This is a genomic window from Gilliamella mensalis, assembly GCF_900103085.1.
GTDB lineage: Bacteria > Pseudomonadota > Gammaproteobacteria > Enterobacterales > Orbaceae > Gilliamella > Gilliamella mensalis.
In genome coordinates this window covers 61,754-76,174 of record NZ_FMWR01000002.1, presented here as the reverse complement: position 1 = coordinate 76,174, position 14,421 = coordinate 61,754, and the positions used below count along the sequence as shown (strand labels likewise).

Here is a 14,421-nt window from a genome sequence, read left to right as displayed (position 1 = left end):
TTAATTTTTTGTATTTTTCGTAATTTAATCAAAATCAACAAGCATTTGAAAAATAAGATAACACAATAATACGATAGACGTTAATTATGGTTGCTAAAAATACACGAAAATTGAAAGCCCAAAAAACACAACAAGATCCCTCATCGGAAAAATTAAATGATGAGATTGTTAGCCAATATCTGATCGATAACCCAGATTTTTTTATGCGAAATGCGCGATATGTTGAGTACATGCGAGTACCTCATCCTGTTCGGGGGCTTATTTCGTTACCTGAATGGAATATGGCTCGTCAGCGTAACAAAATTAAGCAATTAGAGTGTGAAATCTCATTATTAATGGAACATGCTAGTGCTAACGAATTGTTGTTTAGACAACTGATGGATCTGCAAATCGAATTGATTAAAGCTCAGGATCTAAACGAATTAATTGTATTATTAAACACGTGGGCAAAGTCGTTAGGGCTTAGCGGTGCTTATTTATATCTTTTTGACGATAAATGGCTGCTTAAGGCACCGTCAAATTATCTTCACTTAGCTTTAAATTCATCACAATTTGATTTTATTCGCGTTAGACATTTACAGTATAGTCAACAATATTTAGGTACTCTAAATTCAACCGAGCTCGATTTTTTATTACCTGAGCATGGCTATGTTGGATCGGTAGCTTTATCTTTATTAGGGAAATTTGGTGATTTGGGACTGTTAATGTTTACTAGCGCTAATCCAGAACATTATCAAGCCGGACAAGGAACATTGTTACTTGAAAAAATGAGTGAAATTTTACCTATTTTAATTAGCCAATGGATTATGCGAAAAAAATAAGGAAATGTCATGGTCCAACCTAACGAAAATAGTAATGCTACATTAACTTTGCCTGTTGATCAGTTTTTAAATTATCTAAAGTCAGAAAAGCAGCTGAGTTTAAATACTCAAATTAATTATCGACGGCAGCTTTATGCACTTATTTCATTAGCAAAAGAGATTGAAATTTCAACGTGGCAAGATCTAGATTCATCAGCAGTAAGATTGTTAATTAGTCGCAGTAAACAAACAGGATTACAAGCAAGAAGCTTATCATTAAGGCTATCGGCTTTGCGTAGTTTTTGTGATTGGATGGTAAAAAATGAGCGCCTGACAGCTAATCCAGCTCGGGGAGTGTTAAATCCAAAATTAGGTCAGCATCTGCCTAAAAATATTGATATTGACGAGATTAATCAGTTGCTTGATATCAATTATAACGATCCGCTTTCAGTTCGTGATAGAGCAATGCTTGAAGTCATGTATGGATCGGGATTGCGCCTTTCTGAATTAGTTAGCCTTGATTGTCGGGAATTAAATCTCACCGATGGCGAAATTCGCGTAATGGGTAAGGGCAATAAAGAACGAAAACTGCCATTAGGTCGAGAATCTATCAAATGGATTAAACATTGGTTGTCAATGCGAAATTGTTTTGTTCCGCAAGACGACGCCTTGTTTATTTCAAAGTTAGGCAGACGAATTTCACCACGTAATGTTGAAAAACGATTCGCACAGTGGGGCGTTAAACAAGGTTTAAGCAGTCATGTTCATCCTCATAAACTACGCCATTCATTTGCCACACATATGCTTGAATCAAGCCGAGATTTGCGTGCAGTCCAAGAGTTGCTAGGTCATGCTGATTTATCAACTACCCAAGTCTATACTCATTTGGATTTTTCACACCTATCAGAAGTTTATGACTCAGCGCATCCACGAGCAAAAAGGGGAAAATAACGATGCATGTTTATCGCTCTATTCATCGTATTGAAGCATTCACATTCGATCTTGATGACACGTTATATGATAACAGTATGATTGTTGAAAAAGCGGAAGAAGAAATGATCAAAACGCTACAATGTTATGATCAATTGCGCATGCTGACGATATCTGAATATTCTGCAGAAAAGCACGCAGTACTTGTTTCCAATCCCGATATTTATCATGATGTTAATGTTTGGAGAGTTCAAACCATTAAATCTCTATTAAGTAGAACTAACATGCCAGTGACCAAATTCGCCGATGTAATTGATGAAGCAGTCACCTGTTTTAATTTTTGGCGTCACAAAATGGATGTTCCGGAATCAACTCATATGTTATTAACCAAATTGGCCGCTAAATATCCTTTAGCGGTGATAACTAATGGTAACGTTGATATCAATCAAATTGGTTTAGGTGATTATTTTCAATTTTCTTTGCGTGGTGGTGAACACGGTCGTTCAAAACCATTTCCTGAGATTTTTGAATTAGCTTGTGACAAATTAGCTATTCCATCACATCATATTTTACATGTAGGCGATAATTTATTAACGGATGTTAATGGCGCAATTAATAATGGATTTTTAGCTTGCTTTATCAATATTTATAATCGTGATATTTTACACCTTGATGATGCAAGATGTTTGCCCCATATAGAAATAACCCAATTGTCAGAATTAGAGAATCTGCTATAATCTTTCGTTGTCTGTATAAATAAACAGTAAAGTTAGGTGGAGATAAATTATTTTATGCACAACGATATGTGTGCTTAATAAACTTTCTATTTTACCTAATTACTATCAACAAGAATATCTTGGATATGATAAAAATATTAATAACACACTCAACATTAATACTGGTTAATGTTTTCTATTATCAAAATAGGTTATAAACATAATGCAAAGTTGTAAATCATTATTAGATGACCTAAATACACAACAGCAAAATGCAGTTACTACCGATAGTCAATATACCATTGTTCTTGCCGGCGCAGGGAGTGGTAAAACGCGAGTATTAGTTCATCGTATTGCTTGGCTTTGTGTTGAAAAGCATTATTCGTCAGGTTCTATTTTTGCCGTGACATTTACTAATAAAGCTGCTGCCGAAATGCAAGAGCGAATTCAAGCATTAGTGGGAGAAAGTTATTTTAATGGTATGTGGGTGGGCACATTTCATGGATTGACTCATCGTTTGTTACGTATGTTTTCTGAGCAAGCTAAGTTGCCTTCTAATTTTCAGCTTATTGATTCAGAAGATCAAATTCGGCTTATCAAACGAATTTTTCGTGAGTTAAAAATCGATGAAAAGCAGTGGTCAGCCAAAGAGTGTGCTGCTTTTATTTCGACTCAAAAAGAAAAGGGACTTCGTGCAGACGATATTATTTCGGCAGACCCTAAACAAGTGATGTGGCAAACCATTTATCGAGACTATCAAGCTATTTGTGATAGAGTTGGTTATGTCGATTTTTCGGAATTACTGCTAAGAACTTATGAATTGCTTTGCCGCGATAACGACGTTTTAGCTTACTGTCATCATCGTTTTTGCAATATCTTAATTGATGAATTTCAAGATACCAATAAGATCCAATATCGCTTAGTAAAAAAACTAGCTGGTGATACAGCTAATGTGATGATTGTAGGGGATGACGATCAATCTATCTATAGTTGGCGTGGCGCTAATGCAGATAATCTTCAGTTATTTATCAATGATTATCCCGAAACAGAAATTATTCGATTAGAGCAAAATTATCGTTCAACTAGCAATATTTTGGATGTTGCGAATAAATTGATAGCAAAAAACCAAAATCGGTTGGGTAAAAACTTATGGACAGATAGAGGCGATGGTGAACTGATTTCACTTTATGTTGGTTTTAACGATATTGATGAAGCAAGATTTGTTGTAGGTCAAATAAAAAAGCACCATCAAAAGGGTGAAAAGTACGCAAGTTGTGCTATTTTGTACCGCAATAATGTGCAATCGCGCCTATTTGAAGACACGTTATTACAAGCAGGATTACCTTACCAGATTTATGGATCTATTCGTTTTTATGAACGACAAGAAGTTAAATTAGCGCTTGCCTATTTACGCCTATTACATGACCACAATAATGACATGGCGTTTGAAGCTACAATCAATACCCCAACACGAGGTATTGGCAATGTCACGCTAGATAAAGTTAGGTTGACAGCAAAACAGCATGATATTTCATTGTGGAATGCGTGTTTAATGTTAATTCAAACTAATGCTTTGACTGAAAGACAGCGTTCAGGTATTAGTCGCTTTCTGGAATTGATGGAATCTATCTTTAATGAAGTCGGTGAACAACCCTTTTATCAACAACTTGATGTGATTATTAAACTATCTGGTATATTGCAAATGTATGAGCAAGAACCTGGTATAAAAGGGCAATCAAGGCTAGAAAATCTTGAAGAACTAGTATCAGCTGCTGAGCAGTTTTATCGAGCCAATGAAAACACCGTTATTGAAGATAGAGAAACAGGTAAAACATTAACTGTTTTAGAATCGTTTTTAGCTTATACTTCGTTAGAAAGTCGGGATGCAATGAATGAACAAGATTCAGTGCAATTAATGACACTACATTCAGCCAAAGGTCTTGAATTTGATAATGTGTTTATAGTTGGATTAGAAGAGGGGATATTTCCAACTCAGCGGGCTTCTCAAGAAATCGACAAAATGGAAGAAGAAAGACGTCTTGCTTATGTTGGTATTACTCGAGCGCGTAAATGTCTAACTTTGTCATTAGCAGAGTTACGGCGTCTATATGGTCGTGAAGAACGCAACTTACCTTCACGCTTTTTAGCTGAAATACCGGTTGATAAAGTCCATGAAATCAGTTATCGAGGGGGAGTTACATCATCTGAGCCCAAAAAATCTTATTCTGAGCAAATTGGTCAAAGCGATGGCTATACATTAGGCCGTAAAGTGTTACATAACCGTTTTGGTGAGGGAACCATTGTCAACATTGATGGCGAAGGTGACCACAAGCGTGCACAAATTGCTTTTGTTAATGAAGGCATTAAATGGCTGGTAGTTAAATTGGCAAACCTAACTTTATTGTAGGTTTTACTTTTGAATAAGTTTGGTTAATTATCTGATTAAAAGGGAATTAAGTGTTAAATTAATTCCCTTTTTTATATTATTGATCTGCTTGTTCTTTTACAGACTCAGAAAAAATCTGGTCGAACGACTTATTGGTTCGATTGCAAATCCAATTATTATTGGCATAATCAAAATGATAACCTTGATTGCGTGTAGCTAACCAAACCTGAAAAAGCGGCTCTTGGGTATTGACGATGATTTTACTGCCATTGGGAAAGCTAATAGTGATAACATTGCCGTTTGTTTCATAATCTAAATCGATGTCATGCTCACTTGCATAATCATCCAAAAAAAGTTCGATTTTATTAAATAACTGCTCGGTAAGAGTATGGAATTGTGTGATATTCATAAAGATATAATCATTCTGATAAATAATGGTGTGATATTAGCATAAATAGGCATACTCTGCCACAGCAGGGCGGCAAGAGTAAATATAGGCCTGATTTTATTATTCATTTGCAAGTGGTAAAGAACAGGCAATAACAAGCAACTTATATTGTTTGTTACCTGGAGTTATCGCTACCCAGCGATTTGGTATTTCAATGGTGTTGACTAATTTACCGTCACCGAAGTTATTTTCGATTGTTCTGAGTTTACCTTTTGCTAACTCCATTTTGTCACAATTGGCATAATAATCCATTTTGATGGAATAATAGGGTGTTTCAGTACCATCATTATTTTTTTGCAATAATGCAGGGCTGTAATTTGTCACTTCACTAAACACACGAATTTTAGCATTGAAAGGATGAGGTTTAATCGAATTTCTATCTAAAAAAGAATAACCTACGGTATTATCTTCGTTTGACTTAGATGTAGGGATAAATTGCTCACCTACTCGAGGATCTTTTAAGCTCTCTGCAGCTGTATTTGCATGTGCTTTAGCGTCAATATTATTTTTTTCTTCAACTGCATGACTGAATGCTGAAAAAGAAAAGAGAATTAAGAATAAACTAAGTTTTTTCATTAAATATTATCTCCATCTTTTGAAGTCGGTTCTGTAGGGGTTGCTTGTGGTTGAGATTGTCGTTTTTGTTTTAGCTTCTTCTCTTTGTAGTTTTTAATTCGTTCTTGACGTTCAGCTTCTTGTTTTTCAATAATTGGTTTTAGATCAGGACGAGTTGTAAGAAGAGTTTCTTTATCTAAATCACCTTGAATAGAACAAAAAACACTACTTTGATTATTGGTAATAAGCTCTAAATAAATTCCTTTATTAATTGTGCCATATCTTGAAATAACACCATCAATAGCATAAGGATCGTCTTGCCATACTGTAGGTTTTAGTTGGCGATCATAAATTTTGGCATTTGCGATATAAACATTAGTATTGTATGGCAACCAATTAATATTATTTAAAGTGTTTTTAACTTCATCGTCAGTGTTATCAAAGATAAAACCCCAGTACAAAAAACGACCAGACAAAGGGGTCGTAATATAGATATTCTGATAACCTATAATTTTTAAGCCACGATACTCAAGTGTTTTTTTAAACATCACTTTATTTTTATCAGTTTTTTGAATAGACTCCACAGGAATATAAGTTATATTATCGGAAGTTGTGGCTAAATCGACGTATTGACTTATTATGTTTTGATGTTTAGCGAGTTGTTCGAAAAAATGATTATCGCATTGAAGAAATGTATCGATTACTTTATCTGCTTCACTTTGCGTATTATTAATTTGTGCAAAAGATACACAAGAAAAAAATGAGACATAGATAAACACAGAAAGTTTTTTAAAAAACATGGGGAGTTTCCTTGACTAATAATTATACTTGCTTTTTGTAAATTTATTGTAAATTAACATAAAAGCTTATGTCAATTAACATTCTTTGAATCTTCAATAAAAACCATTAAATCACCGTCTTTAAAAGATATTGTAACTACATCGCTAATCGCTTTATTTCTTAAACTAATGCTGCTACCTAGGGATAGAGTCTGGTCAATCAAAGGGTACTGAAAGCCGGTAATGGTTAATCCTGTTACTTTGGAAAGTGGAATTAATGAAATAATATGATCTTTTACATTCGTCATTTTTTGATAATGTTTGATAAAAAAGAAATGACAATAGTTATCATAAAATGTGATTTGATATTGATGATAATATTGCATTGCAACAGAAATATTTCCCAAAAAGTGATCGCTTGCTCGACCTGTAGCTCCAAATACATCAAATGAAGTTATCCCTTTACTTATTAAAAATAAAAGTGCTTTTTCAAAATCTGTTTTATTTTGATCGGGTGTGTGAATAATTTCAGTTTTTGGTGGAATTTTACCATTGGGATTATAACTGTCTAAATCACCAATAAGAAAGTCAGGTTGGATTGATGATGTGGACAAATAATTATGGTAAGCACCATCAGTGCAAGCGATATAGGTATACTTTTCTAAATTGCAAAAGACATGTAATGGTGGTGGATCACCATTAACAAAGAGTAAGGCTTTATTTTGTGACATCTGCTTTCCTTTTTTAGTACCTGATTCGTTAATTATAAAGCTAACGTGTAAGCCATGATAATTGCGTCTTCTTGTTTACCATCGGTTGTTGGATAATAATTTTTTCGAACCGTTATTTGGTTAAACCCTAGAGCATGGTATAGCGCAATTGCTGGTGTATTTGATTGTCTCACTTCAAGCCAAAGCGTTGAAATCGGACAAGGCGATTTTATGGTTATTAACGTGTCTATCAAATGATTGAGCAAAGCCTTTGCTAGTCCCTGTTTTCTAAAATCGGGATGTATTGCAATATTAAATAAATTGGCTTCATCAGCGACTTGTTGGCAGATACAAAATCCTGCTATTTGGTTATCAATCGTTATTTTAAAATTTAAGTAACGATCACCTTGGTTTGAAAAGAATGTCTGTTTTGACCAGGGGATTGTATGACAGATCAGTTCTAGTTCAAAGGCTTTTGTTAAATCATGTTCGTTCAGGGTGGAAATAGTTTTCATATTGACATAATTGTTGCCAAAGTAGGCGTTTTTGTTGTGGTGCTTTTGCAAGCTGATCTAAGCTAGCGGTTTGAATGGTTAATGGGTTTTGCCAAGATTCTTCGGGCTTAACATCAATAAACCAAACCACAGTCTTGATATCATTTGCTGGTATAATGAGTTGGGATGGTGTTAATACTAACACCTGATCTTGAGTAAGGCTAATCGCATTTAATATATCTAAATAGATTTTTTGGGTAGGTTGCTGCTTGGCAACGACAATTAAACGGATCTTATCACTAATATGGGGTGCGATTTCGCCTTTAAAGACATTCGTGTTACGCAAAACATATTGCGTTATATTGCACTGTTTTAGGTACCAATCTTGTTGTGTCATTATTGACTTGCTGTTTTTTTATTAGAGATTAAGGATAGTTAATTGTATAATCAACGCATCAAATTATAAAGGTTTTTCATTGAGGAAATATGGCAATATCTGCTTTTACTCCAGCAAGTCAAGTGCTTGAACGTCATCAAACATTTTTTAACGATAAAAATGTGATTATAGCTGGCGATATTCAAGATAGCTATCCGGCTATTATGTCGGCAAATCAAGTTAAGATTCATTGCACACAATTTCATACTTATTTGCGTTTAAAAAATAGTGCCCGTGGCAAGAATACTCATTTTTCATTATTGCCAGAAGCAGAACTTTATGTTGGTATGGATACACTAATTTACTATTGGCCAAAAACGAAAAGCGAAGCGCAATTTCAACTTTCTTATTTATTGCATAATATGCCAAAAGGTAGCGATATTTTTATCATTGGTGAAAATAGAACAGGTGTAAAAAGCGTGGAAGCATTATTGAGTGATTTTGGTACAATTCAAAAAATCGATAGTGCAAGGCGTTGTGGTTTATACCACTTTCAGGCGGATAGCCGTTTAGCCTTTAATCTTGATGAGTGGTGGTTAAGTTATCATTTAACTATTGAAAAACAGAATATTGAAATCAAAAGTTTACCCGGCGTGTTTAGCCAAAAAGGGTTAGATGCTGGCAGTGAATTACTCTTAAATGCATTAATGGATCGTACTGATATTATTAAAGGTAATGTATTAGATGTGGGATGTGGTTCGGGCATCTTATCCACGGTACTAGGTAAATTATACCCCGATATTGTACTAACGTTATCCGATGTAAGTAGTGCAGCAATTGAATCAAGTAAAGTAACATTAAACAGTAACAACGTGAATGCAACCGTTGTGGCGAGTGATGTTTTTTCTAATCTGAATGATAAATATCATTTAATTGTTTCTAATCCACCTTTTCATGATGGCAAAGAGACAAATTACACAGCCGTTAATGCGCTAATTAAAGAGGCGAAAAAACACCTAAAATTAAATGGTTATTTGTGCATTGTGGCAAATTCATTTTTACCGTATCAAACCATTTTAGATGAAACATTTAAAAGCGTTGAAGTGATTGCCCAAACGACAAAATTTAAGGTTTATCTAGCAAGCCATTAATAAGTGCAGTTTGTTTATTTTGTCTTAAAAGAAAAATAAGTTGCAATACATATCATAAGCCCTAAAAAATAGGGCGATGCTATCGCTCTATTTATAACATGTGAATATTTAGACTTAACCTGAATTCACTACTATTGATAAGAACTGTTTTTAATGCTTGAATTTCATTATCAGTAAAATCACAACGCGTAAAGTTTTGATCAAGAAGAATAGGAACCGGATTCTTTTTTCCCATTACGGCCAAGACATTACATTTATTTTTAGTCATATCACCTATAATAATTGGTCCACCGTTTAAGTTTTTATTAAAAGGGGTTACACATTTAACATCTACACCTTGAGCATTTTTTGCATGATATATAGCAATTATCATTTTACCATAAGATGTTAATTTAATCGGAACAATAGCAGGTGTTAATCTTTGTCCATTGATTTCATTGATAACTTTTCTCATTTTATGTATTCTTAAGATAGTTACTAAACTCATCCATACAGGCAACATAAAAAAAAGAGTAAGAACAGTCGTAATTACAAATACCCTCAGCATATTATCAATAGCTAAATTGATTGTTACTAGTGAAGGATCATCGGCAGAAGCCACAGTTACAACTTGATTATTTTTGTTTATTCCACCAAGGATAGCACGCCTAATAACTTGTCCTGTATTAGTGGTAATTTTCACTGAACAATGCTCAATAATACGTCTTGTATTACATTTTACTTCTGCATGATAGTCAACCACAACTGGATTCCGTGATATTTTATAATCTTCAATTAATCCGGGATAATAATTCAGGGCCATAAACATAGCTAACACAAAGAAAAATATTATCGCAAATATTCTTTTTATTTGGTGTAATATGCCTTCTTGCTTTAGTTTCATAACTTTTAAAGGGCGAGTTGGAAATACTTCTACTACTTTATTCATCAATCCCATTTCATCGATTCCTTATTAAAAATAAAAATTTTATGTCTAAAGGCTGAAATTGTGAATTTAAAAGCTAACCTTTAATCACAATAAAATAAATAAGTTATTACTTTCTTTTTATTATAATAGGCTAAATCTTATCATAATATTTTCTTTGTAGAAATTACTCGCGTTGTTTATAGTCATTTGAAAAATGACTTCAAATTAAATAACCCTAGAAAACTGCTGTTGCCTCGCCATTTTTCGCATATAAATATCAAAGCACATACAAATATTGCGTATCAGTAAATGCCCTTTAGGTTGAACTTTAATTATCTTGTCATTTACTGTAACTAACCCATCTTGTTGCAATGGAGCGAGTAGTTTTAAGTCCTCAGCAAAATAGTTATCGAACTGGATATGAAATTGTTCTTCTATTGCTTTTTTATCTAAATAAAAGTGGCAAATGAGTTGCTTGATTACATCACGACGAATAATATCATCACGATTTAAGGTGAATCCTTTCCATAATCCATGACCTTTTTGTTCAACTTGCGTTTGATAAGATCTAAGATCTTTTTGGTTTTGCGCATAACTATCACCTAACATACTAATGGCTGACACACCCAGCCCAAGTAAATCTGCCTCCCCTTGCGTTGTGTAACCCTGAAAATTACGGTGCAATTGATTTTTTTGTTGGGCAATTGCTAGTTCATCGGTGGGTTTGGCAAAATGATCCATACCGATAAATTGATATCCTGCTTCGGTTAGTTTTTGAATACTTGTGTATAAAATCTGTAATTTTTGATTAGCATTAGGTAAATCATCATCTTTAATTTTACGCTGCGCTGCAAAACGGCTCGGCAAGTGGGCGTAATTAAATACACTTAAACGATCGGGGGAGATATCAATCACTTTATTGAGCGTTTCGGTAAAACTAGTAACTGTTTGTTTGGGTAAGCCATAAATGAGATCTAAACTAATGGAGTCAAAATTATTTTTTCGAGCTTGATTAATAAGAGCACGTATTAATGTTTCATCTTGTTCGCGATTAATCAGATTTTGTATTTCATGATTAAAATCTTGAATTCCCATGCTTAATCGATTAAATCCCACGTGAGCTAAATGATCAATAGTTTGTAGGGTAATTTCTCGCGGATCGATTTCGATCGAAAGTTCAGCGTGATCTGTAAAATTGAAATGCTTTTTTAGCGAAGTTATTAGTCGAGTGATTTCATCATTGCTTAAAAAAGTTGGTGTACCGCCACCCCAGTGCATTTGGGTTACTGTTCGATTTTTAAATAATTTGGCGCGTTCGGCAATTTCAATATCTAAAACATCTAAGTATTTGGTAACTTTTTGCGTTTGGCGGGTAATAAGTTTATTACAACCACAAAAATAACAAAGTTTATGGCAAAACGGAATATGCACATAAAGCGATAATGGCTTTGTCGGGTAACGTGCTGCTGCCGATAAAAAATCCTGCTCATTAAAGTTTTCATTAAATTCAAGTGCAGTAGGGTAAGAGGTATATCGTGGACCCGAGTAATTATATTTTTCAATTAATGCTTGATCCCATAATTGCATATTAGTCATGCTTTTTACTTCCGTTTAAGTCTATTTTTAGTCTGGTTATTTTTATGAATTTTTAATATTGATTTTTGTTGGTTCTTGATTTTTGTTTTAATTTTGATTCGATTGGTTTTATTTAAATATAACAATGTGCTAATTAATAACCCAAAATATAAACTTAACATAATTAATATTAGCACGATGATTCGCTCGCTTTTAAATTGTCAATTAACTATATAAATATAATGGATTTCGCGTTTAAATCACGAGCAGAAATTTAACCATTGGGATGATATTTCTGCTCGTATCGGAAAATATACTCTCACAAATATTAATTATATTTACTCTCATTAGTTTCGTTTTAATAAACTAACAATATCCTCTTTCTTTTCGTCTTGCTCTTCAAAATCATCATCACTATAACCCAGCGCTTGCATCAACTCATCAATACGATTTAATTTGCTATCAAGATAAGTTTGTTGCTCTTTAGTGAGTTTGCTATTTTGTTCGACTAAATCAAGTAGCATATCTAATTTTGGATCGTTCTCTAATTGTTCTAATTCTTGTTGTGGCGATAAAACTGTTTTAGCCGGTTTCGGTTGTTTAACGGGTTTTATTACATTATTAGAGCCTTCAATAATTAGTGAAATCGGCTTTTTGCTACCAACACGTGGATCTTTGCTTTTGTTTGTCAAATTTTTATTTTTGTTATTATCTTGATTATTAAAGCGAGAGCCACTTGGCAAGCCTTTGTGCTTACGTTTACGTTTTAGTTCACGAGACTCTTCGTTGATTTCTTGACGGCTTTTTTTAGTTTTTTGTTTCGATTTATTTTTTAACATATAATCTCTGTTTAATATTAGGGTTAATCATTTAACGCACGTATTTTATCAGTAAGTCTAAAATATAGCTATGATGAAGCATTCATACTAATTTAAGATTGTAAAAAAAGAGATTTATGTATAATCTGAGCCCAATAATTTTGTTAGATCGAATTAGAGACAAGATAAAATGAAAAATCATTTGAGCCCTTATATGCAATTTAACCGTCAAGAATGGGCAAGTTTACGTAATGCGATACCGATGACGCTAACCCCTGATGAGTTAACTTCTTTACAAGGCATTAATGAAGACTTATCTATGGGTGAGGTTAGTGACATCTATTTACCTTTATCAAGATTGCTTAATTATTATATTAGTAATAGTTTTAGTCGGCAGGCGGTATTGTCTAAGTTTTTAGGTAAAAGTCAAAAAATTCCTTATATCATCGGTATTGCTGGGAGCGTTGCAGTAGGTAAGAGTACAACAGCACGGGTATTACAGGCGTTGCTAACGCGTTGGCCAGAACATCGTAAAGTAGCTTTAGTGACAACCGATGGATTTTTATATCCAAATAAATACCTTGAAGAACGTGGAATAATGAATAAAAAAGGCTTTCCACAATCATACGATATTAAAAAACTGATCAATTTTGTTGCAGATATAAAATCAGGACAAGCAAACGTTAAAGCACCTGTGTATTCTCATCTAGTTTATGATATTGTCGAAGATGAAGAAATCGTTATTGATAGCCCAGATATTTTGATTCTCGAAGGATTAAATGTACTACAAAGTACCTTGAATTATCCGCAAGCGAATAATCGTGTTTTTGTCTCTGATTATGTCGATTTCTCCATTTATGTGGATGCCGATGTTTCGTTACTACATGATTGGTATGTGAACCGCTTTTTAAAATTTAGAGCTGGTGCATTTAGTGACCCCAACTCTTACTTTAACCACTACTCAAAGCTGCCAGAACAAGAGGCCGTCAACATTGCTAATCGCCTTTGGCGTGAAATTAATGAGTTAAATTTGGTTGAAAACATCTTACCTACAAAGGAAAGGGCTAGTTTAATCCTGACTAAAGGTAAAGATCACAAAGTTGATTTGGTTCAATTAAGAAAATAGGGTAAAGGGGGGGAATTGATATGAAATCAGTAATTCGAGTCATGACTAAAGTAACCATTATTACTTTGGCAAGTTTATTTTCGCTTGGTGCTTATGCTTCAGAACATTCTGAAGGATTAACGTGTGAAAGCAAAAAACAAACTATTGAAACACAGATTGATTATGCCAAAAAAAATAATAATTCTCACCAAGTTCAAGGGCTTGAAAAGGCATTACATGATATCAATAATTATTGTTCAAATGACAAGTTAGAAGAAAAATATAATAAAAAAATCCAAGAAAAGACAGATAAAGTTGTCAAAAGAACTCAAAAATTGAATCAGGCAAAAACAAAAGGTAATGAGCACAAAATTGCCAAACAACAAGCCAAATTAGCCGATGCGGAAAAAGAACTCAATGAAGCTAAAGCTGAATTAGCTAAATTTTATCAAGAATTAAAATTAAGATAAGCAGTAACAGATAGATTATTTACCCACTTTGCTTGCTTTTCCACCGTGTTTTTATCATTAACACTATCAATGGTTATTGTTGATGGTGTTAGTTTGATATTTTGTATTCTTTACCACACTAGACTTTTTTATTTAAAAAGAGTATGGTGTGCGGCTTGTTACGTGGTTCGTAAACCTCCCACGCTAAAAAACTAAGGAAAC

At 33.7% G+C, this 14,421-nt stretch carries 16 protein-coding genes and 1 riboswitch; of the genes, 7 read left to right on the top strand and 9 right to left on the bottom strand.

Annotation, left to right across the window (positions count from 1 at the left end; all coding sequences use genetic code 11):
• The first annotated feature begins 86 nt into the window (after positions 1–86).
• The 4 genes from BQ5209_RS00675 (at position 87) to uvrD (ending at position 4,853) form a co-directional block, all read left to right on the top strand.
• Positions 87–821, top strand: a complete 735-nt coding sequence (locus BQ5209_RS00675; RefSeq protein ID WP_085246662.1) for a DUF484 family protein — start codon at positions 87–89, stop codon at positions 819–821.
• Between the two features lie 9 nt (positions 822–830).
• Positions 831–1,751, top strand: coding sequence for a tyrosine recombinase XerC (xerC, locus tag BQ5209_RS00670; RefSeq protein WP_085246661.1), 921 nt, complete (start codon positions 831–833; stop codon positions 1,749–1,751).
• 2 nt (positions 1,752–1,753) lie between these two features.
• Complete coding sequence (gene yigB, locus BQ5209_RS00665; RefSeq protein ID WP_085246660.1) at positions 1,754–2,467, top strand: 5-amino-6-(5-phospho-D-ribitylamino)uracil phosphatase YigB; 714 nt, start codon at positions 1,754–1,756, stop codon at positions 2,465–2,467.
• Positions 2,468–2,669: 202 nt separating this feature from the next.
• Positions 2,670–4,853 (top strand): DNA helicase II, encoded by a 2,184-nt coding sequence (gene uvrD, locus BQ5209_RS00660; RefSeq protein WP_085246659.1) that lies wholly within the window; start codon positions 2,670–2,672, stop codon positions 4,851–4,853.
• A 76-nt stretch (positions 4,854–4,929) separates the two neighbouring features.
• Here uvrD and cyaY read toward each other — a convergent pair whose 3' ends face one another.
• The 6 genes from cyaY to BQ5209_RS00630 all read right to left on the bottom strand — a co-directional run bounded on the left by cyaY (position 4,930) and on the right by BQ5209_RS00630 (position 8,215).
• On the bottom strand, positions 4,930–5,241 hold the full coding sequence (cyaY, locus tag BQ5209_RS00655) for an iron donor protein CyaY (RefSeq protein ID WP_085246658.1): 312 nt from the start codon (positions 5,239–5,241) through the stop codon (positions 4,930–4,932).
• A 99-nt stretch (positions 5,242–5,340) separates the two neighbouring features.
• Positions 5,341–5,856, bottom strand: coding sequence for a surface-adhesin E family protein (locus BQ5209_RS00650; RefSeq protein WP_085246657.1), 516 nt, complete (start codon positions 5,854–5,856; stop codon positions 5,341–5,343).
• On the bottom strand, positions 5,856–6,635 hold the full coding sequence (locus tag BQ5209_RS00645; protein ID WP_085246656.1) for a hypothetical protein: 780 nt from the start codon (positions 6,633–6,635) through the stop codon (positions 5,856–5,858). Before BQ5209_RS00645 ends, BQ5209_RS00650 begins: the two co-directional genes overlap by 1 nt.
• Positions 6,636–6,706: 71 nt before the next feature.
• Positions 6,707–7,345, bottom strand: a complete 639-nt coding sequence (locus BQ5209_RS00640; protein WP_085246655.1) for a thiamine diphosphokinase — start codon at positions 7,343–7,345, stop codon at positions 6,707–6,709.
• 32 nt (positions 7,346–7,377) lie between these two features.
• Positions 7,378–7,839 (bottom strand): ribosomal protein S18-alanine N-acetyltransferase, encoded by a 462-nt coding sequence (gene rimI, locus BQ5209_RS00635; RefSeq protein WP_085246654.1) that lies wholly within the window; start codon positions 7,837–7,839, stop codon positions 7,378–7,380.
• Positions 7,808–8,215 carry a DNA polymerase III subunit psi gene (locus BQ5209_RS00630; RefSeq protein WP_085246653.1) on the bottom strand — a complete coding sequence of 136 codons (408 nt, stop codon included), beginning with the start codon at positions 8,213–8,215 and terminating at the stop codon, positions 7,808–7,810. The genes rimI and BQ5209_RS00630 overlap by 32 nt, the downstream gene beginning before the upstream one ends.
• 95 nt (positions 8,216–8,310) lie before the next feature.
• Between BQ5209_RS00630 and rsmC the strand changes: the two genes are divergently transcribed.
• Entirely contained in the window at positions 8,311–9,345 is a 1,035-nt protein-coding gene (gene rsmC, locus BQ5209_RS00625) for a 16S rRNA (guanine(1207)-N(2))-methyltransferase RsmC (protein WP_085246797.1), read from the top strand.
• Between the two features lie 91 nt (positions 9,346–9,436).
• Here the strand turns inward: rsmC and BQ5209_RS00620 are convergent, their stop codons facing one another.
• The 3 genes from BQ5209_RS00620 to yihI all read right to left on the bottom strand — a co-directional run bounded on the left by BQ5209_RS00620 (position 9,437) and on the right by yihI (position 12,666).
• Positions 9,437–10,282 (bottom strand): hypothetical protein, encoded by an 846-nt coding sequence (locus tag BQ5209_RS00620; RefSeq protein WP_085246652.1) that lies wholly within the window; start codon positions 10,280–10,282, stop codon positions 9,437–9,439.
• Positions 10,283–10,477: 195 nt separating this feature from the next.
• Complete coding sequence (hemN, locus tag BQ5209_RS00615) at positions 10,478–11,848, bottom strand: oxygen-independent coproporphyrinogen III oxidase (protein WP_085246651.1); 1,371 nt, start codon at positions 11,846–11,848, stop codon at positions 10,478–10,480.
• Between the two features lie 326 nt (positions 11,849–12,174).
• Positions 12,175–12,666 carry a Der GTPase-activating protein YihI gene (gene yihI / locus BQ5209_RS00610; protein ID WP_085246650.1) on the bottom strand — a complete coding sequence of 164 codons (492 nt, stop codon included), beginning with the start codon at positions 12,664–12,666 and terminating at the stop codon, positions 12,175–12,177.
• A 169-nt stretch (positions 12,667–12,835) separates the two neighbouring features.
• Between yihI and coaA the strand changes: the two genes are divergently transcribed.
• Positions 12,836–13,771 (top strand): type I pantothenate kinase, encoded by a 936-nt coding sequence (gene coaA / locus BQ5209_RS00605; protein WP_085246649.1) that lies wholly within the window; start codon positions 12,836–12,838, stop codon positions 13,769–13,771.
• A 20-nt stretch (positions 13,772–13,791) separates the two neighbouring features.
• On the top strand, positions 13,792–14,220 hold the full coding sequence (locus BQ5209_RS00600; RefSeq protein WP_085246648.1) for a DUF1090 domain-containing protein: 429 nt from the start codon (positions 13,792–13,794) through the stop codon (positions 14,218–14,220).
• Positions 14,221–14,376: 156 nt separating this feature from the next.
• Positions 14,377–14,421: riboswitch (PreQ1 riboswitch) on the top strand.